This window comes from Terriglobales bacterium (assembly GCA_035573675.1).
In the GTDB taxonomy this organism is placed as follows: domain Bacteria; phylum Acidobacteriota; class Terriglobia; order Terriglobales; family Acidobacteriaceae; genus DATMAB01.
In genome coordinates this window covers 50385-75693 of record DATMAB010000025.1, presented here as the reverse complement: position 1 = coordinate 75693, position 25309 = coordinate 50385, and the positions used below count along the sequence as shown (strand labels likewise).

General features: G+C 65.2%; 20 protein-coding genes. 2 read left to right on the top strand and 18 right to left on the bottom strand.

All coding sequences use genetic code 11. The features are described from left to right. Positions 1-89 precede the first annotated feature (89 nt). The 13 genes from VNK82_11355 to VNK82_11295 form a co-directional block, all read right to left on the bottom strand. Positions 90-1628, bottom strand: a complete 1539-nt coding sequence (locus tag VNK82_11355) for a NapC/NirT family cytochrome c (protein ID HXE91550.1) — start codon at positions 1626-1628, stop codon at positions 90-92. Between the two features lie 106 nt (positions 1629-1734). After that, positions 1735-3732, bottom strand: coding sequence for a cytochrome c3 family protein (locus VNK82_11350; GenBank protein ID HXE91549.1), 1998 nt, complete (start codon positions 3730-3732; stop codon positions 1735-1737). Then, positions 3732-5012 (bottom strand): cytochrome c3 family protein, encoded by a 1281-nt coding sequence (locus VNK82_11345; protein ID HXE91548.1) that lies wholly within the window; start codon positions 5010-5012, stop codon positions 3732-3734. Before VNK82_11345 ends, VNK82_11350 begins: the two co-directional genes overlap by 1 nt. Beyond that, positions 5009-6091 (bottom strand): cytochrome bc complex cytochrome b subunit, encoded by a 1083-nt coding sequence (locus tag VNK82_11340; GenBank protein ID HXE91547.1) that lies wholly within the window; start codon positions 6089-6091, stop codon positions 5009-5011. Before VNK82_11340 ends, VNK82_11345 begins: the two co-directional genes overlap by 4 nt. A 1-nt stretch (position 6092) precedes the next feature. Continuing rightward, a complete protein-coding gene (locus VNK82_11335) occupies positions 6093-6563 on the bottom strand; it encodes a Rieske (2Fe-2S) protein (protein HXE91546.1) in 471 nt (156 codons plus the stop codon). Positions 6564-6600: 37 nt separating this feature from the next. Beyond that, positions 6601-6909, bottom strand: a complete 309-nt coding sequence (locus tag VNK82_11330) for a cytochrome c (protein HXE91545.1) — start codon at positions 6907-6909, stop codon at positions 6601-6603. Positions 6910-7001: 92 nt separating this feature from the next. Then, a complete protein-coding gene (locus VNK82_11325) occupies positions 7002-7319 on the bottom strand; it encodes a cytochrome c (GenBank protein HXE91544.1) in 318 nt (105 codons plus the stop codon). 92 nt (positions 7320-7411) lie between these two features. Then, positions 7412-10036 (bottom strand): MtrB/PioB family outer membrane beta-barrel protein, encoded by a 2625-nt coding sequence (locus VNK82_11320; GenBank protein ID HXE91543.1) that lies wholly within the window; start codon positions 10034-10036, stop codon positions 7412-7414. A gap of 15 nt (positions 10037-10051) precedes the next feature. Beyond that, positions 10052-11086: a DmsE family decaheme c-type cytochrome gene (locus VNK82_11315; protein ID HXE91542.1), complete on the bottom strand. Its 1035-nt coding sequence runs from the start codon at positions 11084-11086 to the stop codon at positions 10052-10054. Positions 11087-11408: 322 nt separating this feature from the next. After that, entirely contained in the window at positions 11409-11843 is a 435-nt protein-coding gene (locus tag VNK82_11310; protein HXE91541.1) for a response regulator, read from the bottom strand. A gap of 7 nt (positions 11844-11850) precedes the next feature. Then, positions 11851-12522 (bottom strand): hypothetical protein, encoded by a 672-nt coding sequence (locus VNK82_11305; protein ID HXE91540.1) that lies wholly within the window; start codon positions 12520-12522, stop codon positions 11851-11853. A gap of 98 nt (positions 12523-12620) precedes the next feature. Next, a complete protein-coding gene (locus tag VNK82_11300; protein ID HXE91539.1) occupies positions 12621-15362 on the bottom strand; it encodes a bifunctional acetate--CoA ligase family protein/GNAT family N-acetyltransferase in 2742 nt (913 codons plus the stop codon). A 61-nt stretch (positions 15363-15423) separates the two neighbouring features. After that, positions 15424-15975, bottom strand: a complete 552-nt coding sequence (locus tag VNK82_11295) for a VIT1/CCC1 transporter family protein (GenBank protein HXE91538.1) — start codon at positions 15973-15975, stop codon at positions 15424-15426. Positions 15976-16152: 177 nt separating this feature from the next. On the opposite strand from VNK82_11295, the gene VNK82_11290 reads away from it, so the two are divergent. Both VNK82_11290 and VNK82_11285 read left to right on the top strand, forming a co-directional pair. Continuing rightward, positions 16153-17220: a hypothetical protein gene (locus VNK82_11290; protein HXE91537.1), complete on the top strand. Its 1068-nt coding sequence runs from the start codon at positions 16153-16155 to the stop codon at positions 17218-17220. A gap of 22 nt (positions 17221-17242) precedes the next feature. Next, positions 17243-18133, top strand: coding sequence for a universal stress protein (locus VNK82_11285; protein ID HXE91536.1), 891 nt, complete (start codon positions 17243-17245; stop codon positions 18131-18133). 7 nt (positions 18134-18140) lie between these two features. Here VNK82_11285 and VNK82_11280 read toward each other — a convergent pair whose 3' ends face one another. The 5 genes from VNK82_11280 to aceE all read right to left on the bottom strand — a co-directional run bounded on the left by VNK82_11280 (position 18141) and on the right by aceE (position 25289). Continuing rightward, positions 18141-18644 carry a cyclic nucleotide-binding domain-containing protein gene (locus VNK82_11280; protein ID HXE91535.1) on the bottom strand — a complete coding sequence of 168 codons (504 nt, stop codon included), beginning with the start codon at positions 18642-18644 and terminating at the stop codon, positions 18141-18143. A 203-nt stretch (positions 18645-18847) separates the two neighbouring features. Next, entirely contained in the window at positions 18848-19597 is a 750-nt protein-coding gene (locus VNK82_11275; protein HXE91534.1) for a Crp/Fnr family transcriptional regulator, read from the bottom strand. 86 nt (positions 19598-19683) lie between these two features. After that, entirely contained in the window at positions 19684-21099 is a 1416-nt protein-coding gene (gene lpdA, locus VNK82_11270) for a dihydrolipoyl dehydrogenase (GenBank protein HXE91533.1), read from the bottom strand. Between the two features lie 146 nt (positions 21100-21245). After that, positions 21246-22601, bottom strand: a complete 1356-nt coding sequence (locus tag VNK82_11265) for a 2-oxo acid dehydrogenase subunit E2 (GenBank protein HXE91532.1) — start codon at positions 22599-22601, stop codon at positions 21246-21248. A 15-nt stretch (positions 22602-22616) separates the two neighbouring features. After that, positions 22617-25289 (bottom strand): pyruvate dehydrogenase (acetyl-transferring), homodimeric type, encoded by a 2673-nt coding sequence (gene aceE / locus VNK82_11260; protein HXE91531.1) that lies wholly within the window; start codon positions 25287-25289, stop codon positions 22617-22619. Between the last annotated feature and the right edge of the window lie 20 nt (positions 25290-25309).

Below are 25309 nucleotides of genomic sequence, written 5' to 3'. Positions count from 1 at the left end.
GAATCATTGGAACTGCACCCCGGCCGGGGACATGCACGCCAAGGCGGGCGCAACCTGAGCGTTCCATCGATGATTGCAGATTGAAACCATTAGGGGCCGGCGCCGCCGGTGTGGCAGTCCGTGCAGTTGACGGCGGAGATGTCGCCCAGGTCCACGGGGTGCTGGAACTCGGTGCCGGCGACGGTCGTGAGCGGAGCGCCGCCTTCCTCCTGTCCCAGGATGACGTGGCAGATGTCGCAGTCCTTGCGGATGACCTTGCCTTCGACGCTCTTGTGCTGTCCGTCGTGGCAGCGGAAGCAACCGGGATAGTAGAAGTGGCCGATGTTATCGGGGTGGACGCGCCAGTCCACCTTCATCTCCGGGAAAATGGTGGAGGCGTAGATCTGCTGCACGCCGGCGATGGCCTGCTGCACGGCGGGGCGGCGCGTCTTGTAGAGGTCCGGGTACCTGGTGAGATAGAAGCGGTCGAGAGTAGTGGCAATAGCTTCGCGCGCGCCTTCGTTGGTGTCGTACTTCTGGCTGAGCACTTCGACGGCCTGCTGGCGGATGAAGGGCAGGGTGCGGTCAATCTTGCCGGCGAACAGGTAGTCGTCGACGGAGCGCTCCGGCGGGTAGTAGATGTGCGACGGCCGGTTGTGGCAGTCCATGCAGTCCATACGGCGCTTGGGCATGTTCTGAATCTGCTCGGGCTTGAGGTCGGAGCCTTCGAGCAGGTACTCGGTGACGCGTCCCTGCCGGTCCTTGATGCGCACCCAGGGGATCTGCTGACGCTGCGGGTCGGTGGCAACGTAGGTGACCTCGTTGGCGATGTTCATGTGCCAGTGGATGCCGGTGGTGAGGCCGGTAGTCGGGCTGCCGCCGCCGGTCTTGATGAGCATGCGGATCTGGCGCGGGGTGTTGTTCTCGTCCGAGCCGTAGTGGGTGATGACCTTGAGCTGGGCGCCGTAGAAACGCTCCGGCCAGTGGCACTGCTCGCACGTTTCCTGCGCGGGACGCAGATTGGCGACCGGCGTGGGGATGGGCTTGGGGTACTTGTGGAAGGCGACGGCATAGATCTGGTAGGCGCCGGACAGCTTGGATTTGACGTAGAAGGTGGCGCCGGGACCGACGTGGCAGTCCACGCAGCGGACGCGGGCGTGCGGCGAGGCCTGGTAGGCGATGAACTCGGGGTGCATCACGGAATGGCAGAGCTGGCCGCAGAACTCGGTGGTCTCGGTGTATTCGTAGGCCCGGTAGCTGCCCACCGCGCTCAACGACAGGAACACCAGCATCGAGATCAAAAAGAACGCGAAGGCGTTGCGATGATGGGTGAGGTTGAGATCGATGCGCGGATAGGGCGGGATGGCCTCAAGGGCGTGGCGGCGACGGCGCCGGCGCTCCAGCAGCATGCCGAAAGGAATCAGCAACAGGCCCAGGGCGAGGAAGGCGGGAAGCACCATGTAGGCGAGGATGCCTATGTACGGATTGGTCTTCACGCCAAACAGTTCGAGCAGCAGGACGAAGAGAATATTGATGACGGCGATGAGAGCCAGGCCCGCGCCGATCCAACTCACCAGGTTGCGGAACAGGCCCGGGGGGCTGGGCAGGGCGGCGGGTTCGACAGAGGTTAGTTCAGTTCCTTCCGGCATAGGTGGTTTCAATAAGTCCTCATTATTCACCGTCAGGGCGGTGGGTGCAGCAGGAAACGGCGCGTCTCTCCTCGCAGTCCTGGTCGCGTAGACCCTTCGGAAATACTCAGGACGTTTTGGGCGGCGGCTTGCCGTCCGGCGCCGGTTCTCGATCCGAGGAGGGCGCGGGTTTCTTATCCGCGTCCGGCTCGGTTGCCGCAGGCGGTTCGGGCTCGGATTGACTGTGCGCAGTCATTGCCTCATAGGCCAGCGCGTGATGCTCGCGGTAGTGCTCCTCGGAGACACGGCCGTCCCAGAACGCCCAATTGAGGGGATAGACGCTGGGATCGAAGATCACCTGGTAGAAGTGCCAGACGAAAATGGCCGAGACGGCGAGGATGGCCTCATAGAAATGGACGGCGGTAGCGATGTCGATGGACCAGCGCGGTACCAGGCGGACCACCTCGACTTCGAACCACATCATCAGGCCGGTGAGGCCCATGAGGACGGTGCCCCAGACGACGGCAAGGTACTCGGCCTTCTCCGCGTAGCCGAAGCGGGCGAAGCGGGGCTTCTCGGGTGAACGGCCGAGGTGGTAGCGCAGGTTGGCGATCAGGTCGTAGACGTCCTTGCGGCGAGGCAGGAAGTCGCGCAAGCCCTGGCGTCCCTGGCGGGTCAGGGACATGTAGCCGACGTGGTAGACACCGAGCAGGAGCATGACCACGGCGGCGACGCGATGGCCGAGGCGGCGAATGGTCTCATCCGAGCCCAGCAGCCAGGCCAGCCAGGAATCCGGGTACTTCAGCGCGAAGCCGGTGGCGGCCAGGACAAAAAAGCTGGAGAGCAGCAGCCAGTGCTGGATGCGCTGGTTCAGGTCCATGCGCACAATCGGACGCGGACGGCGGGCGCGGTGGGCTAGGGCCTGGCATCTCCACAGAATGGCGTTGTGCAGCACCATGCCGCCGAGGGTGAAGGCGATGAGCACGATGTAGAAGCGGCGCACCCAGAGCGTTCCCAGGCTGCCCATGTCGCGCGAGACGGGAACGTCCAGATGCACTTTGCCGGCAGCGAAGTTCTGGCTTGCGCCGGGGTGGCACTGCCCGCAGGTGTGGACCAGGTTCTCTTTCGAGATGGTGGAGCGCGGGTCGGAAGAAGGCAGAATGTTGTGCACGCCGTGACAACTGGCGCAATTGGCGACCACGCCGGACCCCAGGCGCGAGGCGAGGCCGTGGTAGCTGTCGAGGTAGGTGGTGATCCGCCGGCCCGGAACACCGAACTCCTCCGAGAGCCGCATTCCCTCGTGACACTTGGCGCAGGTCGTTCGCGCCAGAGCCTGCGATGCGACCGAGGAAGTGGGGTCGATGTGCGCCTTGATAAGGTGGATTCCGTGGCAGTCGGTGCACACCGGCGCCTGCGAATTGCCGCGCTGAATGGCCTGGCCATGAATGCTGGCCATGAACTGGTGGGAGACGTCCTTGTGGCATTGCCCGCAGGTCTGCGGGACGTTGAACTTGAAGATGGGGGACTTGGGGTCGGCGGCGGTGAGGATGTCGTGGGCGCGGTGGCAGTCGGTGCACACCGCAGCCTTTTCCTGGCCGGCGGCAACCGCGCGGCCGTGCACGCTTTCCTGGTAGGAGAAGAACGGACGCGTGCTGATGCCGCCGCTCTCCACCACAAAGCGGTCGCTGTGGCACTTGCCGCAGGTTTGCGGGACGTTGGCGTGCGCCGTGGGCGAGGCCGGATCGCTCGACGGCTTGATGGCGTGCGGATCGCCGTGGCAGGCGACGCAGGTCGGCGTCTTGCCGTTGCCGGTCTTCGCCGCACGGGCGTGGATGCCGGCCTCAAAAGCCTGCCTGGCGTCCGCATGGCAGGTGCCGCAATCGACCTTGGCGGGCGCGGGCTCGTGCGGAAACGCGGTGACGTCCGTGTGGCAATCGGTGCACGAAAGGACGCCGTGGACGGATTCCTGGAAGACCCTGGGATCTACATGCTTCTCCATGCCGGCGTCCTGGTGGCATTGCAGGCAGTCCGGAGCCTTGGACTTCTGGGCGGGAGCGGGCAAGGCAGAGAGAAGCACGACGAGAGCCGGCAGCAGGAGGCCGCAGGCTGCCCGGCGGAGGAACATCACGCCGAGCCCTTCCCTTCTCCGGACTCGATCTGGCGAATGTAGAGGCGCAAGCCGACCAGCACCACGAGGATGGCGAGCAGAGAAATCCCCAGGCCTTTGCGGCGAAAGTCGCGCTCCTGGAGGGCGAGGACTCCGGCCTGGTAGGTTTTCTCGGTGATCTTGAGTCCGGCCTGCACGTCTTTCTCTACCTGGTCGATTTGGAAGCTGTGGATGGTGACGCGGGCCTTGGTGAGAGCATCACGCGCCTGGGCCTGCTCCAGCTTGGCTTCGCTCACTTCCATGCCGTACTGCTCGGCGCGATTCAGGATCTCGCCGGAGCGCTCGACGGCGGTCTGGAGCTCAGCGATGCGGCGCTGGAAGCTAAGAGCGGCGGTGTATCCGCCATCGCCCTCCACGTGGCACCCGGTGCAGGCCGACTGCGGCCCCGTTCCCAGCATGGCATCCCCCGGAGCCACGACCCGGTGATTGCTGTGGCAGGTGACGCAGGCCGGGAGCCCCGCCGCCTCAAAAGCGGATTTGTGCGGACTGGTGTCGAAAAGCTGGGCCTGGAAGACGTGGCAGTTCGAACACACGAACTCCACCGAAGCCACGCCCGGCGGCGCAGCACCATGGTTGCCGTGGCAGGTGGTGCAGGTGGGCGCGCTCAGGTCGCCGCGCACCGCCAGCGCCCGGTGATGCACGCTCTCCTTGTAGCCGGCGTACTGGTCGGTGGGAATCTTATAGGGCTTCATGTAGGCGGCGTCGGAGTGGCAGCGGGAACAGGTTTCCGCGATGTTGAGCGGATGGATGGTGGCGCGCGCGTCCGAGCCGGGACGAATATCATGCACGCTGTGGCAATCGGTGCAGACCGCGACCCTGGCGTCGCCCTGGGCCAGCCGCTTGCCGTGCACGCTGGTGTGGTACTGGCTGAGCTGGTCGGTTCGCAGGGACGGGTTGTACTGGCGCATGTAGGCGGCGTCGGAGTGGCAGCGCGCGCACAGGTCCGGCACCTGCCTGCGGTCTACGTGCCCGCGAAAGCCGGCGGCGCGGCTCATGGATTCTTCCGGCGTGGCCTTGGTGGGGTCGCCGCCGTGGCAACTGGCGCAGGTCAGCCCTTTCTGCGCGTGGACGTCGGCTGCGAACTTCTCGCGCGTGACGCCGAGAGGCTCCGGGAACTCTGAATGACAGTCAAGACATGTGTTGGGCTGCTGGGCGGCGGCCGGGGGCGCCAAACCAGGCGAGCCGAGTGCCGCCAGCAGGAGCGTGAGGATGGCGGTTTGGAGCACGCGGCGGGTCATGGGGCGAGATATCCGTAGACGCTCATGGAGGCCATGTAGACCAGAGCGAAGACTCCGGCGCCGGCGATCCAGCGCGCGTTGCGGCCATCGCCGCGGTCGAAAAACGGCAGCAGCAACCAGAGCAAGCCGGCCACGCCGAAGGCCAGCACGCCCACCATCTCGCCATCCAGCGGACCGAGCTTGGCGGGAATGAGCTTGAGGGTCTGGAACATCCACAGGAAGTACCACTCGGGCTTGATGCCGGCGGGGGCGGGCGCGAAGGCATCGGCCTTGGTGCCCAGTTCCCAGGGAGCCAGCGCGGCCAACGCGCCCAGAACCCCGAGGGCCACATACCAGGCCATCAGTTCGCGGAGCAGGAAGTTGGGGAAGAACGGCATTTCGCGCTTCTCAGGCGGCCGGGCGCGCCAGGCGGCTTCCTCCCCGGGCGGAACGCTGATGCCGAAGCGCTGCACCAGCAGCAGGTGGACCAACAGCAGCATGGTGGTGATGCCGGGCAGCACGGCCACATGCAGTCCGAAGAAGCGGCTGAGCGTTGCGCCGGTGACTTCCTCGCCGCCGCGCAGGAAGATCATGAGCCAGTGCCCCACGACGGGCACCTGGCGGACGATATCCGTGCCCACCTTGGTGGCGAAGAACGCCAGCGTGTTCCAGGGCAGCAGATATCCGCTGAAGCCGAAACCCATGGCCAGCAACAGCAGGACCATGCCGCTGACCCAGGTGAGTTCGCGCGGCTTGCGGTAGGCGCGCAGGAACAGCACGCTGAACATGTGAGCGAAGGCGAACAGGATCATCAGGTTGGCGGCCCAGGAATGGACGGAGCGAATGAGCCAACCGAACGGCACGCGGGTCATGACGTACTGCACGCTCTCAAAGGCTTCGTTGGCGGTGGGCCGATAGTAAAGCAGCAGCAGAATGCCGGTCAGGACCTGCACCAGGAAGAGGAACAACGTCATGCCGCCCAGGAAGTACCAGTAGGAGTAGCGGTGGACGGGAACGGTCTTCTTGCGCAGGAAGTGGGTGAGTTCGTCCCATCCGAAGCGCTCATCCAGCCAGTCACGGACGTGGGTGGCGAGGCGCATCTCAGGCCTTCTGGCGCCGGGTGACGACAATCTCGTCGCCCTGCACGTGCACCTCGTAGGACTCGAGCGGGCGCGGCGGCGGGCCGGAGACGTTGCGGCCGTTCAGGTCGTAGATGCCGTTGTGGCAGGCGCACCAGACCTGATGCAGATCGTCGCGGTACTGCACGGTGCAATCCAGGTGGGTGCAGGTGGCGGAAAGCGCGCGATATTCGCGGTCGGCGGTGAAGACCAGCAGGCCGGGCTTGCTGCCAAAGCGGAAGATCCTGCCGGAATTGGGTTTCAGGTCGCCGACCTTGCCGGCAACCACGGTGTCGCCACCGAGATCCGCCGACGGGGGCGGCACGATGTAACGCAGGATGGGATACAGGAACGAGGCGGCCGAAGCCAGCAGGCCGCCGCCGAGCAGCAGCTCGACGAGCCGCCGCCGGAGCGGCAGCGGCGGCTGCGAGATGTCCACCCCCGGAGCGTTCATGGTTCAGCCGCGGTTCCGGGCCTCCCGAAGAGGCTGGCTACTTCTTTTTCTGCAAGTCGCGAATGAAGGCGACCAGGTCCTTGATCTGGTCGGCGGTCAGCTTGCCGCTGTACGCAGGCATCTTCTTCTGGCCCTTGGTGATCGCGTCGTTGAGCTGCTGGTCGGTCAGCTTGACGACTTCAGGATCGTGGAAATCGCGCGCGCCCATTTTCTTGCCGACGGGCGAGCCCGTGCCGTCCGCGGCGTGGCAGCTCACGCATTTCGACTTGTAGACGACGGGAGCGTCGCTCGCCATGGCCCCGGCGGTGAGCAACCACACAGAACCCGTCAGCAGAACAACCATCATGGCCCGGCTCATCAGGAATCCTCCGCAAATGAACCCCGTCCCGCGTGAGTACGAGAGACGGGGGCTGGGTACTGGCTAATGGTACTGCAACCCTACTTCTTCGACAGCTCTTTCATGTAGGCAACCAGTTCCTTGATCTGGTCGGCCGTCATCTTCTTTTCGTACGCCGGCATCTTGGCCTTGCCCTTGGCCGTGATCTCAATCCACTGGGCCTCGGTGGCCTTCTTGAGCTCGGGGTCCTGCAGGTCTTTGGCGCCCATCTTCTTGCCGATGGCGCTGGCCTTGCCGTCGGCGCCGTGACAGCTTGCACATTTGGTCTTGTAGAGCGCCGCAGCATCGTCCGCGAGGGCTGCGGGAGCCATCAACATCACCGCGACCGCCAGTGCCAGCATGATTGCCATCTTCCGCATACAGCCTCCTTGCAACCTGGAGTTATGGTCCCAGAAACAGCGCAGGCCCGCTGTGAGGTGCGTCACACATGCAGGCCTGCCGTTGCAATCACTTAGAACGTGTACTGAATGCTGGCCGAAACCGTATGGGCGCGGAACGACGGCTGATCCACGCCCAGGAAATAGAACCTCGCCGCCGCCGAATCGCCCACCACGAAGTAGGGATAGAAGGGACTGGGGATGGACGAGGCGGTCGTCGGACCCAGCACCGGACACCCGGGCGCGTTCGTGGCCGAGATGGACGGCGTACCGCCCGCAGCACCGCCACCGCCTGTCGCCGGCACACCAGTCGTAGCTACGCACCCGAGGTAGGGCGTCATGGGCGACGTCTGGTAGTCCTTGTAGTCCCACTGCTGGTAGCGGTACTCGAACTTCGGCATGATGTTCTTCCGCAGCTTGAACTTCAGGACGAATCCGACTTCGTGGGACCGGTTCACCAGCTCGGGATAGTCGGTGGCCGCGCTGGTCGTGGTCATCACGAACCGGTCCTCCGGAGAGACGCCCAGGTCGGTCCCATCGGTGCGAGTGGGCTGCGTGAGGAAGTTCGCCGGCTGAGTGCCCAGCGCCCGCGTAAAGACAAAGCCCTTGGATGCGGCCAGCGAGTAGTAGGTGGTCAGATAGAGCTTCTTGCCGAGGAAAAGGTCCGTACCCACAGACCACACGTCCACGAAATCGCGGGCGGCGCTCCACCAGTCGTTGTTCGCGCTGTCGCAGGGACCCTGGAATGCGAGTCCGTTGCTGCTCACACCGCATCCGTTGGGGTTCGTGGACGGGCTGGTGCTTTCCGGCGTGCGGTAGCGCGAGGTCATCGTCCGGTGATACTTCTCGTGGGAATACTCGAGGAAGAATGAGACCTCGGGTGAAACCGCATAGTTGCCATCAAAGGTGTAGTTGTACGAGAGGTCTTTGAGCATCCCGTAGAGAAAGTAGGGATACAGGGTGGCATCGGAGCCGGTGAGAAAATTCAGCGGGGTCGCGCTGTTGGTGCCGCCCTGCCGGTTGTAGTCGTCCTGGATGGTGGTGAAGGAGCCGCTGAGCGTCAGTTTGTCCAGGGGACTGTACTCGACAAACACTTCGCCGCGCTCGCGCAGCCGTGCGGCCTCATCGTAGCGGCGGCCGCAGGGCTGGATGTCCGGGAACTCGAACGCCGCCCGAGCGGCGGCCAAAGCGGTGGCCTCGCACGGGACTCCGTCGGAAAGTTCGTCCTCGTAGTGGTCCGGCTCGCGGTTGGAGTGCCGGTACGCCGCCCGGAAGAGGAAGTCCTTCCGCGGGCTCCAGTCGAAGGCGGTGATGAAGGAATTCTCGGTGGAACTCTCCACGTCGCGATGCGTGCGGTCGAACCACTCCCCCTCGTAGCCGACCTTGAAGGAACTGCGCTTGGCGAAGAACCAGTTGCCGGTCACCTCGAAGGTCTTCTTGAAGAAGCTGGTGGCACGGCTCCGGTTGTTTGCCGAGCCGGGCGCGCCCACGTCACCCTGCACGGGAGTGAAGTCGAGCACCGGAGTGTCGTTGTTGTAGTCGTAGTGACGATACCCTGCCTTGATCTGGAATTTCTTCGCCGGCGTCGCCACCAGCGTGTAGTTCATGGCCAAGGTCTGCTTGTGCGCATCCAGGCTGGGGGCCGGCAAGGGCCCGGTCGCAGCCAGCCGAATGGAATTGCTGGTGTAGGGCAGGAAGGGATCGTTCTGGCGCAGCCAGCCGGGCGTAATGCTGGCCATGACGCGGAAATACCGGCCCAGGTCGAAGGCGCCGGCAAAGGTCAAATAATCCGCGCTGTTATCCGGGTAAAGGTCCGCGACTCCCACCACTGGAGAGGAGGCGGCCTCCGTGGATCGGTAAGGATTGTCGAAGGTGACGCTGGTGATGTTGTTTTCGAACCAGGAACGCAGGTAGAAAACCTGGAGGCCCCAGTCGTTCCTGCCGTACTCGGTCCCCACTTTAATCACGTTGGTGAAGTAGTCGATGGGCTCAGGAAGCTCGACACCGAAGCCGCTGGTTGCGCTGGCGCTCGGGGAGGTGTTGAACAGGAAGGCGATGGGGCGAGTCCCAACCTGGTTCTCGCGCGAAAAGAGAAAGGAAATATTCCAATCAGGATTGACGTTATAGCTGAACAGTCCGGAACCCATCTTGCGCTTGATGGAGGGAGTGACGAATGTCATGCCATCCACCTGGGCCAGAGACGTGGCGGGGATATTGGCGGCGGTGGTGGCCTGCAACTGCGTCCTCAGCGCCAGGGGAATGGTGAACACACCGGGCGCCGACCTCGTGTAGAGCATGCGCGAGGTATTGGTGTAGATGTGCGGGGTTTCGTCGTAGCGGAACTGCACGCGGAACTTGCCGTATTGGCCGAAGGTGGCCAGGTAGCTCTGATCGTCGTAGAAGGACTTTTGGGATTGCAGGTTCACGTAGAACTTCGAACCCAGGATGTCGTCAAAGTTGCCGTAAAAGCTGCGGATGAAGACGCCACTGCGGATGTCGCGATACTCGTTGAACTTCGAGGTATCGATGCGGGGCGTAAAGGGAAGATCGGGACGGCCGTACACGTCTCCCCACACATGCCGGACACCGAACTCGATGCTGCCGCGCTGGGCGGGCTCCTCCTGGCTGACGGCCAGGGCTGGAACGAGCAGGAGCAAAAGCAGCAGCCACCGCAGGGAGGGATTCTTGGTTTTCGTCATCGCTCTGTCTCCTTCCTAGCGCAGGAAAAAATTCCCCGAGGGGTGGTTCGAACCGTGAATTGTGGAGTGGCAGTTCGTGCAGCCCCGGTTGAAGTTCCTGACGGAGTTGAGAGGTTGCGGCGTGCTGGGGTGCCGGCTGGCGACGTGGCAGGAGTCGCAGATGCGCGGCATGCGCACCTTCAGCAACTGCGCGTTGCTGCTGCCATGCGCCTCATGGCAGTTGGCGCAATTTTCCATCACCGGGGGATGCTCCCAGAGGAAAGGCCCGCGCCGCTCGGTGTGGCAGCTCAGGCAGTTCTCGTTGGTGGTGGCTTGCAACAACTGCTTGGGGTGCGGGCTGCCGTGCGGATTGTGGCAACTGGTGCAGGTCACCTTGCCTTCGCGATAGGGCATGTGCGAAGAGCGCTGCAACTGTGCGCGGCGCATCTGGTGGCAGTCCAGGCAGAGTTCCGGCTGCGTCTTCTTCAGACCGGTGAACTCGGTGAGGGGAGCGATATAGCGGGCCTCCTCCGACAGCGACCGCTGAATCTGCTGCTTCACCTGGTGACAATCCACGCAGGCCATGGCGCGGGACTCATGCGGACTGCCCTTCCAGAAGAGGCGATTGCCCCGCTCGTGGCAGGCCAGGCAGACGGAGTTCTGCTCCTCGATGGAGTTCTTGGAGTCAGCACCGAAGCGGATAGGGATGGTGTCCTTGCCCCCGCCGGCTTCGACGTGAGCCTTGCCCGGGCCGTGACAGGATTCGCAGCCCTGTTTTTCCAGCGCGGTCCTGGGCCGGGCCATGATCTTGCCCATGATGGTGTGCTTGAAGCGGTTCTGCTGGTCCTCGTGGCAGGTGATGCAGGTCTCGGTGCCAACGTAATCCCCTTCCGGCTGGGCCGCGGCCTGCTGGCCGGACGCAGCCGAATCCTGCGTCCCGCCTGCGGCAGCCGTCTGGGCTGCGGCAGTCGGAATGATCGCGGGCGACGGGGCGAGAGCGGTGGACCAGCCGACGAAGGCGAGAGCAAGGCTGCTGAGGAGTGCGATTCTTACAGCTTGCGAAGGGCGCATGCGGTGTCCCCCTTCCTTGGTGCCGGCATAGCTTTCGAAACCACTGGCCACTCTTATCGCAAGAGCGGCCAGCGCCGGTCTGTGATGGCGGTCACACCTGCGCCGGTCCGATTTGTCCCTCTCCCCGAAGGCGGCGGTCGAAGCGGCCAGGAGAAGTTGGCGCTTGTGGTGGGGTCCCCGGAAACAGGGACTTCTTACTGCAGATGAGGGCCGGTTGCAAGCAAAATCGGAGGACATCACAGCAATACGAGAGTGACCGTTTCAAGTGCGTAGTCTGTGCGGGAATGACACGCGCAAGGACGGGAAGGGCGCAGTGGGCAGCCTACCAGCTCGGACCGGGCATGGCCGCGGGCGGTGTTTCTGGGTCTGTTTGCGCGACCTCAGGAACCGCTGCTGAAAGCGGGACCAGGGCTTTTACAACCTCTTCGATCTCCTCGAGATCGCACTTGGCCACCACCGCCGAAGCGCCCAGGCCCAGGAAGCGCTGCGCTTTGCGTTGCGAGTACGGGATGTTCTGGGTCACCACGACCGGAGGGAACGGGTAGAGCGCCGCGAGTTGCTGCAGCATCTCGACCGCATCCGCGTCCGAGAGCTGGTCGTCGAGCAAGACCAGATCGAAGGGTTGCGTGCGCAGAAGTTCGAGAGCCTGGGCTCCGCTCCATGCGGTTTCGGTCTCGTAGCCGATGGTGCCCAGCAGGCGCTCGAGCGCACAAAGCACGGTCTCGTCGTTATCGACGATCAGGATGCGCTTCTCCATCTTTTCCTCAGACGCCCTTGGCGGCCTGGGCCAGAGCGCGATCCTGCTCCAGGCGACGGATGGTGGTGCGCAGCCACTGCATCATGGCCTCTTCCAGCACGGCCTGGTTGCCGCGCGCTTCCAGCGTCTCCACCGTTTCCCCTTTTTCAGTCAGGGGGATGTGATGGCAGGGAACGTCCTCGTGCTTCCGCGACTCCGGCACGAACTGCATGAGCAGGCACTCTTCGCAGGGGCGCGAGCGCAGCGGGTCGCCGTAGTTGATGCAGGTGATGGAATCCTGGAACGGACGCGTGGGCACCTGCGGGGTGCGTACGGAGCGGCCGTACCCGCCGCCTTCCAGGAAGGCCAGCTCGAACTTGAGCAGCTCGAGCAGGTCGCGGTCGTCCTTGTTCAGCGGAATCTCTCTGGCTTTCACGGTCTGGGCTTCATTCGCGGGCATGGATCCTCCACTCTCCCCGGGGTGCTTCGTGCGCACCGTCACGGTGCCATCCTTCCTTTCGAACAGCAGGGTGGTGCTGGCGGCACAGCGGCCGCACAACCAGTAGTATTCGATGCGGCGGGAGGTCTCGGTGCGTTCTCCGGTTCCAGGCTCGGGATCGGTGTAGAGCTGAAACAGCTTCCCTTCCCGCAGGTAGCGGAAGGGAGCCGAACAACCCGGATTGGCGCAATGCGAAATCACAAGCGCCTCCCGCCGTCCAATGAAGGTTACTGCGGGCCGGCCGGGAGCGCTGTGACTAACGTCACCGGCGGCGGTGATGCGCCGCACGCAAGCCGGGGTCAGAGGTCGAGTTCGCCCACGACCAGGGGTTCCTCGGGATCGGGCTGCATGCGAAAGCCGAGCTTCTCGCAAACGTGCTGCATGGCGCGGTTCTCGGGCAGCATATAGGCGCGGATGCGGCGCAGCTTTTCGTCGCGCCCCACCTGGATGAGCCGTCGCAGCAATTCGCTGCCCAGGCCGTGCTGCTGGTAGACGTCGCTGACCAGGAAGGCGACCTCGCCTTCCTCGGCGAGATGCAACTTGCTCAGGCGGCCGACGGCGATGATCTCCGGCTGGCCGTTGTGACCATCCCGTTTCTCCGCCACCAGCGCCATCTCGCGGTCGTAGTCCACAAAGCAGATGCGCGTCAGCCGCTCGTGTGACACACGCTGCGACAGTTGCAACTGCTGGAAGTAGCGCAGGTAGACGCTGCGTTCGGAGAGCGTCTGATGGAACCAGACCATGAGCGGCTCGTCCTCGGGACGGATGGGGCGGATGACGACCTCGGTGCCGTCGCTCATCCTCCACGGCGCCACGTACTGCGAGGGGTACGGACGGATGGCCGGACGCGGCAGCCGCTCGTCGCTCACCTCGCGGGGATGCAGCACGACGCGCGCATCCAGAGCCAGCAGGCGCTCGGGGGAGGCCAGCAGCGGGTTGATGTCGATCTCGCAGACGGCGGGCTGCTCCACCACCAGTTGCCCGAAGCGCACCAGCAGTTGTTCGAGGGCATCGATGTCCACGGCGGCGCGCCCGCGCACACCCTGGAGCGCGGTGAAGATCCTGGTCTGTTCCATCATGCGCAGGGCCAGCGTGGTGTTGAGCGGAGGCAGGGCGAGGGCGCGGTCGCGGAACACTTCCACCAGTTGGCCTCCGGCGCCGAACAGCAAGACCGGACCGAACTGCGGATCTAGGCTTGAGCCCAGGATGAGCTCGTATCCGTCGATGCGCACCATGGGCTGCACGGTGACGCCCAGGAAGTGTCCGTCGCCAGTCTTCTGGCGCACCGCAGACTCGATCTCGCGCCAGGCACGCTCGACCGCTTCACCGTTGTCCAGGTTCAGCCGCACGCCGCCTACGTCGGTCTTGTGTGTGATGGTTTCCGAATGCAGCTTGACGACCACCGGATACCCGAGCGCCTCGGCCTGTTCCCGGGCTTCCTGCAGCGAACGCGCCACGCGCGTCTCCACTGTCGGAATGCCGTAGGCGGCCAGGACCTGCTTGGACTCAAACTCCGTGAGCAGCGTGCGTCCGGCGCGGCGCGCGGCCGCGATGATCTCCGTCGCGCGCGCGCGGTCGGGCGCCGAGCCCGATTCGGCGCGCAGCACGGGTGTCTCGTACAGTCCGCGCAGGTTGTAGCTGTAGCGCCACATGTAGTTGAAGGCGCGCGCCGCCGTATCCGGATACGGAAAGGTGGGAATGCCGGAACGATTCAAGATGGCTTCGCCGCCCGAGACCTCAACGCCGCCCATCCAGCTCGCCAGCACCGGCTTGCCGGTGGAAGAGGCGAGCGGGCGCAGCAGTTCGGCCACCCCAGTGGGATCGGTCATGGCCTGCGGGGCCATCACCACCAGCATGCCGTCGGTGTTGGGATCGCGAGAGACAACCTCCAGCGCGCGTGCGTAACGCGGCGCGTCGGCGTCACCCAGGATGTCGATAGGGTTGTTGCGGCTCCAGTGCGGCGGAAGGAATTCGTTCAGGGCCTTCACGGTTTCCGGCGCCAGCGGCGCCAGCTCTCCGCCGCCGTCGATGAGCGCGTCAGTCGCCAGCACGGCGGGGCCGCCTGCGTTCGACACGATGGCCAGGCGCGGTCCGCGGGGACGCGGCTGCTTGGAAAGCACCTCCGCCATGTAGAAGAGGTCCGCGATGCTGCGCACGCGCAAGACGCCGGAGCGGCGGAAGGCGGCGTCCAGCACTTCGTCGCTGCCGGTGAGGGCGCCGGTGTGGGACGCTGCGGCGCGCGCGGCCTGCTCGGTGCGTCCCGCCTTGATGACGATGATGGGCTTGGAGAGCGCAACCTCGCGCGCGGCGGAGAGAAAAGCCCGCGCATCGCCGATCGATTCCATATAAAGGACGATGCTTTCGGTGCGCACGTCGTCCCCGAGGTAGTAGATGAGGTCGCCCCAGCCCACATCGAGCATCGAGCCCACGGAAACAAAGGCGCTGAAGCCCACCATCTCCTTCAGGCTCCAGTCGAGGATGGCGGTGCAGAGCGCCCCGCTCTGGCTGATGAAGGCCACTTTGCCGGGACGCGCCATGCTGTGCGCGAAGGTGGCGTTGAGGCCGGAGTAGGGACTCATCAGGCCGAGGCAGTTGGGGCCGATGATGCGCAGGCGTCCGCGACGCGCCTGCTCGAGCACCTGCCGTTCCAGTTCCACGCCCTTCTCGCCGATTTCCTTGAAACCGGCGGAGATGATGATGGCGCCGCGCACGCCGGCGGCCACGCACTCGCCGATGACGCCGGGCACGGTGACGGCCGGCGTCACCACCACCGCCAGGTCCACTTTCTCCGGCACCGCGCCGATGGCCGGGTACGCCTTGATGCCCAGCACGCTGGCGCGCGCGGGATTCACAGGAAACACCGTGCCGCCGAACGGGCTGCTGAGCAGGTTCCAGAGAATGCTGCGGCCCACGCTCCCCGCTCGCTCGGTAGCGCCGATCACGGCCACCGAACGGGGCGCAAAGATGGCGTCCAGCGGCTGGCGCTCGGCGCGCAGCACGTCGTAGGCGGGATCCGAAGTGAGTGCGGCCACAGGTTTCATCGGGCTGCCTCTTCGTACGGCGACCTACCGCGAGTATACCGTCCACGATGGACGCGGCTCTTCATCCTCTTGCCATGCCTCCCAACAGGTGCCCGACGGCGTAGGAAACAGCCGCAGCCGTCGATCCGACCAGCAGCATCTCCAGGCCGTTGTGCAGCCAGCGCCCGCGCGTGATCACTGTGCGCAGGCTGCCGACGATGAACAGCGTCACCGCCGTGGCCGCGCAGGAGATGGCGAAGCTGTGCTCGCGCGTGAACAACAACGGCAGCAGGGGCACGCTGCCCGCGCCCAAAAAGGCAAAAAAGATGGCGGCGCCATGCCCGACGGCATGGATGCGTCCTTCGTGGATGTGGCCTTCGACGCTAATGCGGTAGTCCTGCTCGGAGCGCTGTCCCAGATAAGCCCCGGCCGCCATGGAGAAGCCATCGGCCAGCAGGTTGGCAAAACCCAGCACGATGGCGATGGCGGGATTCAGTGCAGCGCCGGTCACGCCGCTGACCACGGCGAAGGTGGTCACGATGCCGTCGTTGGCGCCGAACACCAGGTCGCCGATGTGATGCGCCCACGAGGGCCAGAAACCGAGCGAGGTTGGCGGATCGTCCTGGATGCTCACGCACGCCTCCGGAACAGGAATGGCTGCTCCATGGTAACGGCTGGCGCCGATATCGTCGCCGCAGGACCGGCTCGCTCACGGTGTCCTGTCTCACCCCTGCTTGTGATGGCAGTCACTGCCGCCTGCGCGGCACAGTTCTAGGCTCAAACCAGGACGCCGTGTGCGAGGAGGTGCCTTATGTCCGCCGCCGTCCAAGCCATTCTGCCGCCCGAGCCTTTGGAAGCCTGGGAGGTTTCCGAGCGCGATTACCCGGTGGAGGGCCGGGCCGCCGACAAGCTGCGTTTTCTGCTGCGCTACGCGGTGCTGGCGCCCTCCAGCCATAACACCCAGCCCTGGCTGTTCCGCATCCGCGACGACGCCGTAGAGCTCTACGCCGACCGCAGCCGCGGCCTGCCGGTGGTGGACCCCGACGATCGCCAGCTCATCATGAGCTGCGGCGCGGCGCTGCTGCACCTGCGCATCGCCATCCGCCATTTCGGTCATGCGTGTGAGGTCGCTTTGTTTCCCGACAACACCGATCCCGATCTGCTGGCGCGCGTGCGTCTGGGCCGCCTGCATCCGCCAACCGGCGAGGAGGAAAAAATGTTCCACGCCATCCCGCGGCGCAGGACCAACCGCATGCCCTTCGAGGCGCGTCCCGTGGACCCGGGTGTGCTCTTCCAGCTGCGGGTGGAGGCGCGCGCCGAGGGCGCCTGGCTGCACATCTTCCAGAGCGAGGAAGAAAAGAACCAGGTCGCGGACCTGGTGGCCGAGGGCGACCGCATCGAGTGGGCCGACCGGCGCTTCCGCCGCGAGTTGGCGTCATGGATGCATCCCAACGCCAGCTCCAGTTGTGACGGCATGCGCGGTTATGGGTTCGGCCACGGCGACCTGATGTCGCGTGGCGGTCCGTTCTTCATCCGTACCTTCGACCTGGGCGGGCAGGTCGCCGCTTCCGACCGCAGGATCGCGGCGGGCTCGCCGGCCCTGGCGGTGCTGGGCACCGACGGCGACTGGCCCTACGACTGGCTGGCGGCCGGCCAGGCTCTCGCTCGCGTGCTGCTGATGGCGCGTGCCCATGAAGTGTGGGCCTCGTTCCTCAACCAGCCCGTGGAGCTGCCCGACCTGCGCAGCAAGCTGTGCGAGTTGACCGGCGGATACGGCTATCCGCAGGTGTTGATGCGCCTGGGCTACGGCCGCGAGGTGCGGCCGGAACCGCGCCGTCCGGTGGACGACGTGCTGCTGCCTGACGTGGCGCGTTCCTGACTCCGTCTCGTGGAGGTGTGAAATGAAAGTTCTGGATGCAAAGACGCGGGTCTCGCTGGCCAACATTCTGGTGGCGACGGATTTCACTCCGCCCGCCCAGACGGCGCTGGCCTATGCCGCGGCCATCGCACGCCGCTACGAGTCCAAGCTGTTCGTAGCCCATGTGCTGCTGCCGGAAATCTCTCCCCCGCCGCCGGCGCGCACCTCCACCGGACAGAAGCAGGAAAGGTTTGCCGAGAAACAAATGGAAGAGCTGCTGGCCTCGGCTTCGCTGGAAGGCATTCCCCACCAGGGGCTGATGGGGCGTGGAGAGATCTGGGACGCGCTCGGCGACATGGTCCGGCGCCATGAGATTGACCTGGTGGTCACCGGCACGCGCGGCAAGAAGGGCGTGAGCAAGGTGGTCCTGGGCTCGGCGGCGGAAGAAATCTTCCGCATGGCGCCCTGCCCGGTGCTGACCGTGGGGCCGCATGCCTCGCGTCGGCCGCCGGAAGAGATTGTGTTCCGCCACATCCTGTATCCCACCGACTTCGGCGAGGCTTCGGCGCATGCGGCGCCTTATGCGGTCTCGCTGGCGCAGGAGAACCAGGCCGGCATCACTTTGCTGCACGTGGCCGAGGAGCGGCACGGCGCCACCCTGCGCGAGAAGCTGGACGTCCGCACCGAAGCGGTCCGGCGGTTGCACGCGCTGGTCCCGCCCGAGGCCGAACTGTGGTGCGAGCCTGAATTTCTGGTGCGCATGGGCGATGCGCGGCAATGGATCCTGCGCGTGGCCAGCGACTGCGCGGCCGACCTGATTGTGATGGGTGTGAAGCCGGTGGCGGCGTTCTCCGCGCATCTCCCGGCCAGCACCGCCTACACCATGGCCTGCGAAGCGCACTGCCCGGTGCTGACAGTGCGGGGCGAGGCGTAACCACCGGTCAACGCGCCGGCGGCCGGCGGCGGCGCGGCTGGCTCTCGCGAATGGCATGCACGCGCTGGTGCGCTTCTTCCACGTCGCGGCTCAGCCGCTGCAGGATGGGCAGCCAGGCCGCGGTATGCTGCTTCAGGAAGCGCAGGAACTGCGGGCGGGGAATGTAGAGGACGCGGCTGGGACGGGTGACCTCAGCGCTGAGTTCCGCCGGCGTCCCCCTGATGGCGGCGCTCAATCCCAGCAGCGTTCCCGGCCGCGCCTTGCACACCACGATGCGCTTGCCGCCCGGCGGGTTCACCACGAGTTCCGCCTCACCGGCTCGCAGCACGTAGACGCCGCGTGCGTTCCGCCCCTCGCGGAACAGACACTCGCCTTTATCGTAGGACCGCTCGCCGAAGCGGCTTTCGAACTTCTTCCAGTCGCCATGAAAGGCGTCGTGGAAGTCCTGTTCGGGACAAAGGTCACAGGTGCCACATGGCTGATCGGAATCCGGTTTCGAACGCGCCCCCATTGCGGCGCATCTTGCCGCGCGGACCAGGATGGAAACTGTGACCCCGGTCACTGCTGAGAGTGATTGCGAGCTGAGCCGCAGTAACGGATTCGCGGCATCTTTGGCCGGTATGGCGCGCGTAGAGTGACGGGCACCACTGTGGGCGCGCCTGGCGTTCGCACACCAAGCCAGGATCAGCGTCGAGGGGTAAGCAAAGGCGGCTTCTAGGATCCCACCAGGGCCTGGAGCGCGTGCTTGTTGCGGATCTCGAGGATGGATCCCTTCCAGCCGATGAGCTGCTTCTTGCGCAGCTCCGTCAGCAGGCGGGTCACGGTCTCGCGCGAAGTGCCGATCATCTGGGCGATCTCTTCGTGGGTGAGGGTGACGCGGATGCGCACGCCTTTGCCGCCGCGTGCCACGTCGCGCGCCGCCAACTGCAAAAGGAACAGGGCCAGCTTCTCGGCGGCGGAGTGCGACAGGCCGAGCGAGCGGATCTCGCGGCAGGCCACGTCGTACTTGTCGCTGAGCTGCTGCGCGGCGCGGAAGCAGGCGGTAGAGTGTTTCTGCAGGAAGCGCAGGAAATCGTCGCGGCGCACGAAGTTGGCCTGTGTCGGCTCCAGCGTCTCGGCGGTCAGGTCGTAGGGGCGGCCGGATACCGTGGCGCTGATGCCCAGCACCTCGCCGGGCTCGGCGATGCGCAGGATGAGCACCTTGCCTTCCGCCGAGCCCATCGAGAGCTTCACCTTGCCCGAGCAGATGACGTAGATGCCGCGCGGCTGCTGTCCCTCGACGAACAGCACCGCATCCGACGGAAAGGCGGCAGGCGAAGCGATGGACTGGAAATTCTGCAGCGCATCCTTGGGCAGGCTGCAGAAAAAGGTGTCCGAACGCAGGGAGCAGTTCAGGCAGTTGTCCGCGATTTCCAGGCCGAACGGGGCGCGCGCCACGACCACCTCGTAGCCCGATTCTAGCACCGCCGGGTTCCTGAATGGGAAAAGGGGCATGTTCCACGTGGAACAGCGCCGCTCATAAGCATGCGGCTAAATGCGGGACGGCGCGTTCAGGCTTTCTTTTTCGGACGGTACAGGTGGGTGGCCTGGCCGAAGAAGACTTCGGCGGCCTCCATCAACGTTTCCGAGAGCGTAGGGTGGGGGTGGATGCAGAGCTTGAGGTCGGTGGCGAGGGCGGCCATCTCGACGGCCAGCACGCCCTCGGCGATGAGCTCGCCGGCGCCGGGGCCTGCGATGCCGACGCCCAGAATGCGCTGTGTCGCGGGATCGAGAACGAGCTTGGTGACGCCGTCGGAGCGATCGAGCGTCATGGCGCGTCCGGAGGCCGCCCAGGGGAAGCGAACGACCTCGACCTTTTTCCCTTCCTTCTCGGCCTGAGTCTCGGTCAGGCCGCACCAGGCGATCTCGGGGTCAGTGAAGACGACGGCAGGGATGGCGTTGGGCTCGAAGGCGACCTTGTGGCCCGCGATGGCCTCGACGGCGACGCGTCCTTCATGCGAAGCCTTGTGCGCCAGCATGGGCTCGCCGGCCACGTCGCCGATGGCGAAAATGGCGGGGTCGGTGGTGCGGCGCTGCGCGTCCACCTGAATGAAGCCGCGCGCGTCCACGTTGACCTTAGTGTTCTCGATGCCCGGAACCGGGTTGGGCTTGCGGCCGACCGAAACCAGAACCTGCTCGAAGGTCTGCTCGGAGGCGTCCCCACCCTCGAACTTCACGCGCAGGCCGTCTTTCCCTTCCTGCATGGAGGCGACCTTGGTCTTGAGCTTGATGGCAGCGAACAGCTTTTCCAGGCGCTGATGCAGCGGCTTCACCAGGTCGCGGTCGGCGCCGGGCAGAAGGCCGTCGAGCATCTCGACCACCGTGACCTTGGAGCCCAGCGCGGCGTAGACGGTACCGAGTTCAAGGCCGATGTAGCCGCCGCCGATGACCAGCAGGGTCTTGGGAATCACCTTGAGGTCAAGTGCAGACGTCGAGTCGAGCACGCGCGTGCTGTCGATGGAAAGTCCGGGAACGGAAGCCGGTCGCGAGCCGGTGGCGATGATGGCGTTCTGGAACTTGAGTGTCTGAGTGCCCTTGCTTCCTTCTTGGGTGATGGTGAGCGTGCTGGAGTCGGCGAAGGCGGCGCGGCCCTGGACGTATTTCACCTTGCGGGTACGGGCGAGGATGCCAAGGTTGCCGGTGAGCTTGGAAACAACGCCGTCCTTCCAGCCGCGGAGCTTGGCCAAATCGAGCTTGGGTTCGGGATAGGTGACGCCCCACGCCGAGGCGTTCGCGGCCTCGTCGATGACCTTGGCGACGTGCAGGAGGGCTTTCGACGGGATGCATCCGCGGTAGAGGCACACGCCGCCGGGGTTGGGTTCGGCGTCGATGAGCGTGACCTCGAGGCCGAGGTCGGCGGCCAGGAAGGCGGCGGCGTATCCGCCGGGCCCGGCGCCGATGACGGCGAGGTGGGTCGAGTCAGGCAAGCGAACGCTCCCGCAGCTTGAATGGCGCGGAACAGAAGTCCCAGGTCCTTCCCTCGGGTTTCCCGCGCCGGAGAAAGCGCGCGGGAGCCCTCCCTCGCTCAGGATGACGGCATGGATCGGTTCTAGTTGGCTTCATGCGGCTGACCTCATCCTTCGAGCGGGAGCAGGAAGGGCTGCTCGAAGGCGTCGGCGACCCAGCGCAGGAAGCGGGCGGCGTCGGCGCCGTCGATGAGGCGGTGGTCGTAGGAAAGCGAGAGGGGCAGCATGAGTCGCGGCTGGAACATGCCGTTCAGGAAGACGGGCTCCTGGCGTCCGCGGGAGAGGCCGAGGATGGCGACTTCAGGCGCGTTGACGATGGGCGAGAACGAAGTGCCACCGATGCCGCCCAGGTTGGTGATGCTGAAGACGCCGCCTTCCATCTCCGCCGGCGTGAGCTTGCCGGTGCGCGCTTTCTCGGCCAGCTGCGAGAGTTCGGCCGAGATCTGGATGAGGTTCTTCTGGTCGGCGTCCCGGATGACCGGCACCAGCAGGCCGCGCTCGGTATCCACGGCGATGCCGATGTGACAGTACTTCTTGTAGATGACCTCCTCGCGCGCCATGTCAATGGAGGCGGCGAACTGGGGGTAATGCTTGAGCGCGGAGGCGATGATCTTGACCGCGATGGCGGTGACGGTGAGCTTGCCGCCGGCTTCCTCGGCGCGTTTGCCGAACTTTTCGCGAAGCTGCTCGAGCGAGGTGATGTCAGCCTTGTCATGCTGGGTGACGTGCGGGATGGTGGCCCAGGCGTAGCTCAAGTGGCGCGCCGTGGCGCGGCGGATGGCCCGCATGGGCTGCCGGTCGATGACGCCCCACTTGGAAAAGTCTGGGAGCGGCTCGACGGGAATCCCAGGGAGCGCCGCGGCGGCCGGCGCGACGCGCGCGCCGGTGGTGATTTGCTTAACGAAGGCCTTGACGTCGCCTTCGGTGATGCGGCCGCCGGGGCCGCTGCCGCGGACTTCATTGATGTCGATGCCCAACTCGCGGGCGAAGCGGCGGACAGCGGGGGAGGCAGCGACCTGCACACGAGGCTCAGCAGGAGCCGGCGGCGGCGCTTCCACTGCGGGAGGAGGCGGGATGGGAGCGGCCACGGCCGGAGGCGGCGCAGCCGCGGGAGCTGGCGCCGCAACTTTTTTCTCCTCTTTGGCGGTCTTTTTCTCGGCAGCCTTCTCGGCGGTTGGCTTGGCTTCCTTCTTTTTCTCTTCCTTCTTTTCCAGTTTGGCGGCGGCGCCGTCTTCCACCGTGAGGACGAGGTCTCCAACTTTCACCTTCTGGCCGGCCTTGACGTGAATCTTGGAGATGGTCCCGGCGACGGAAGAGGGGACTTCGACGATGGCCTTGTCGGTTTCGAGCTCGAGAACAGGCTGGTCCTTCGCGATGGTGTCCCCTTCGGCGACCAGGATTTTGACCAGGTCGCCGGAGGTAACGTTCTCACCCAGCTCAGGAATCCGGAATTCGGTGGCCAACGGGCGCTCCTTCCCTCAGGAGATGGCGGGATCCAGCTTCTCGGGATCGATCTCGAGGTCGCGAATGGCTTTCTGCACGACCTCGGGCTTGAGCTGGCCTTCGCGGGCGAGCGCGCTGAGCGCAGCCAGGGTGACGAAGCGGGCGTCCACTTCGAAGAAGTCGCGCAGGCTGGCGCGGCTCTCACTGCGGCCGAAGCCATCCGTGCCCAGGGCCATGATCGGCCGCGGGAACCAGCGCGCGATGGAGTTGGGCAGGGCCTTGACGTAATCGGAGGCGCAGACGAAGACGCCGGGGGCGCCTTCCAGGCATTCGGTCACGTAAGGACGGCGCGGCTTCGACCTGGGGTGCAGCATGTTCCAGCGCTCGGCGGCGTTGCCGTCGCGGTAGAGCTCCTTGTAGCTGGTGATGCTCCAGACGTCGGCGGCGACGCCGTATTTGTCCAGCATCTCCTGCGCCTGGATGACCTGGGGCAGGATGGCGCCGGAGCCGAACAGTTGGGCCTGCAGCTTGTGCTTTTTCTGGGCCGGGCGGAAGCGATACATGCCGCGCAGGATGCCCTCGCGTACGCCTTTCGGCATGTGCGGCATCGCGTACGGCTCGTTCATAACCGTCAGGTAGTAGAAGACGCTCTCGCCCTCGACGTACATGCGGCGGATGCCGTCCTGAATGATGACGGCAAGCTCGTAGGCGAAGGCGGGGTCGTAACAGAGACAGTTGGGCACGGGATAAGCGAGCAGGTGGCTGTTGCCATCCTGGTGCTGGAGACCTTCACCGGCGAGCGTGGTGCGGCCGGCGGTGCCGCCCAGCAGGAAGCCGCGGCAGCGCGAGTCGGCGGCCGCCCAGATGAGGTCGCCGATACGCTGGAAGCCAAACATGGAATAGAAGATGAAGAACGGAATGGTGTTGATGCCGTGGTTGGCGTAGGCGGTGCCGGCGGCGATGAAAGAGGACACGGAACCGGCCTCGGTGATGCCTTCCTCTAGGATCTGGCCGTCGATGGCTTCCTTGTAGTAGAGCAGGGTGTCGCGATCGACGGGTTCGTAGAGCTGGCCGACGTGCGAATAGATGCCCACCTGGCGGAAGAGCGCTTCCATGCCGAAGGTGCGCGCTTCGTCGGGGATGATGGGCACGATGAGCCTGCCGACCTTGGGATCGCGCAGCAACTTGGCGAGCATGCGCACGAAAACCATGGTGGTGGAAACCTTGCGGTCCTCGGTGCCCTCGTAGAATTCCTCGAACAACTCCTCCGGCACCGGCTCGATCGGTTGGGCCAGGACGCTCCGGGCCGGCACGTAACCGCCCAGTTCGCGCCGCCGTGCCTGCATGTACCTCATCTCGGGGGTGTCGTCGTCGGGGCGATAGAAGGGCGCGCCGGCGATATCTTCGTCTGAAACAGGGATGCCGAAGCGGGAGCGGAAGGCGCGCAACTCGTCCTCGTTCAGCTTCTTCTGCTGGTGGGTGATGTTCTTGCCCTCACCGGCTTCACCGAGGCCGTAGCCTTTGATGGTCTTGGCGAGGATGACGGTGGGCGAGCCCTTATGCTCGACCGCCGCCTTGTACGCCGCGTGAACCTTAATGGGGTCATGGCCGCCCAGCTTGAGGCGCTTGAGGCCCTCGTCGGAGATGTTGCTGACCATCTCCAGGAGGCGTGGATCGGCGCCCCAGAAGTGCTCACGGACGTAGGCGCCGCTCTCGACGGCGTACTTCTGGTACTGGCCGTCCACCGTCTCTTCCATGCGGCGGAGGAGCAGACCGTCCTTGTCGCGGGCGAGCAGCGGGTCCCACTCGCTGCCCCAAATGACCTTGATGACGTTCCAGCCTGCGCCGCGGAAGGCGGCTTCGAGTTCCTGAATGATCTTGCCGTTGCCGCGCACCGGACCATCGAGGCGCTGCAGGTTGCAGTTGACGACGAAGATGAGGTTATCCAGCTTCTCGCGCGAGGCCAGAGTGATGGCGCCGAGCGATTCCGGTTCGTCGGTTTCGCCATCGCCGAGGAACGCCCAAACTTTGGAGTTGGATGGCTTCTTCAGCCCGCGGTCTTCGAGATAGCGGATGAAGCGGGCGTGGTAAATGGCCATGATGGGGCTGAGCCCCATGGAGACGGTGGGAAACTCCCAGAAGTCGGGCATCAGCCAGGGGTGAGGATAGGAGGAGAGGCCGCCGCCGGGCTTGAGTTCGCGGCGGAAGTTCTCCAGGCGCTGGACGGGCAGCCGTCCTTCGAGGAACGCGCGGGCGTAAATGCCGGGGGCGGCGTGTCCCTGGAAGTAAACGACGTCGCCGTCGTGCTCGGCGGTGCGGGCGCGGAAGAAGTGGTTGAAACCGACCTCGTAGAGGGTGGCGGCGGAGGCGTAGGTGGAAATGTGTCCGCCGATGCCGTCCTCGAGGCGGTTGGCGCGCACCACCATGGCCAGGGCGTTCCAGCGGATAAGGCTCTTGATGCGGCGCTCTACTTCCTGCGAGCCCGGGAAAGGCGGCTGCTGCTCGACCGGGATGGTGTTGCAGTACGGCGTAGTGGCAGAGAACGGGAGCTTGATGCCGCGCTGCTCGGTGTGCGCCCGCAGATGCTGCAGCAGGCGTCCGGCGCGCTCGGCGTTGCCGTTCTGCAGGATGTAATCGAGGGAATCGAGCCATTCGCGAAGCTCAATCGCTTCGAGCTCGGTCATCCCGTTGGAAGACTTTTCCGACATCGTCGCTCACCTCTGGAATC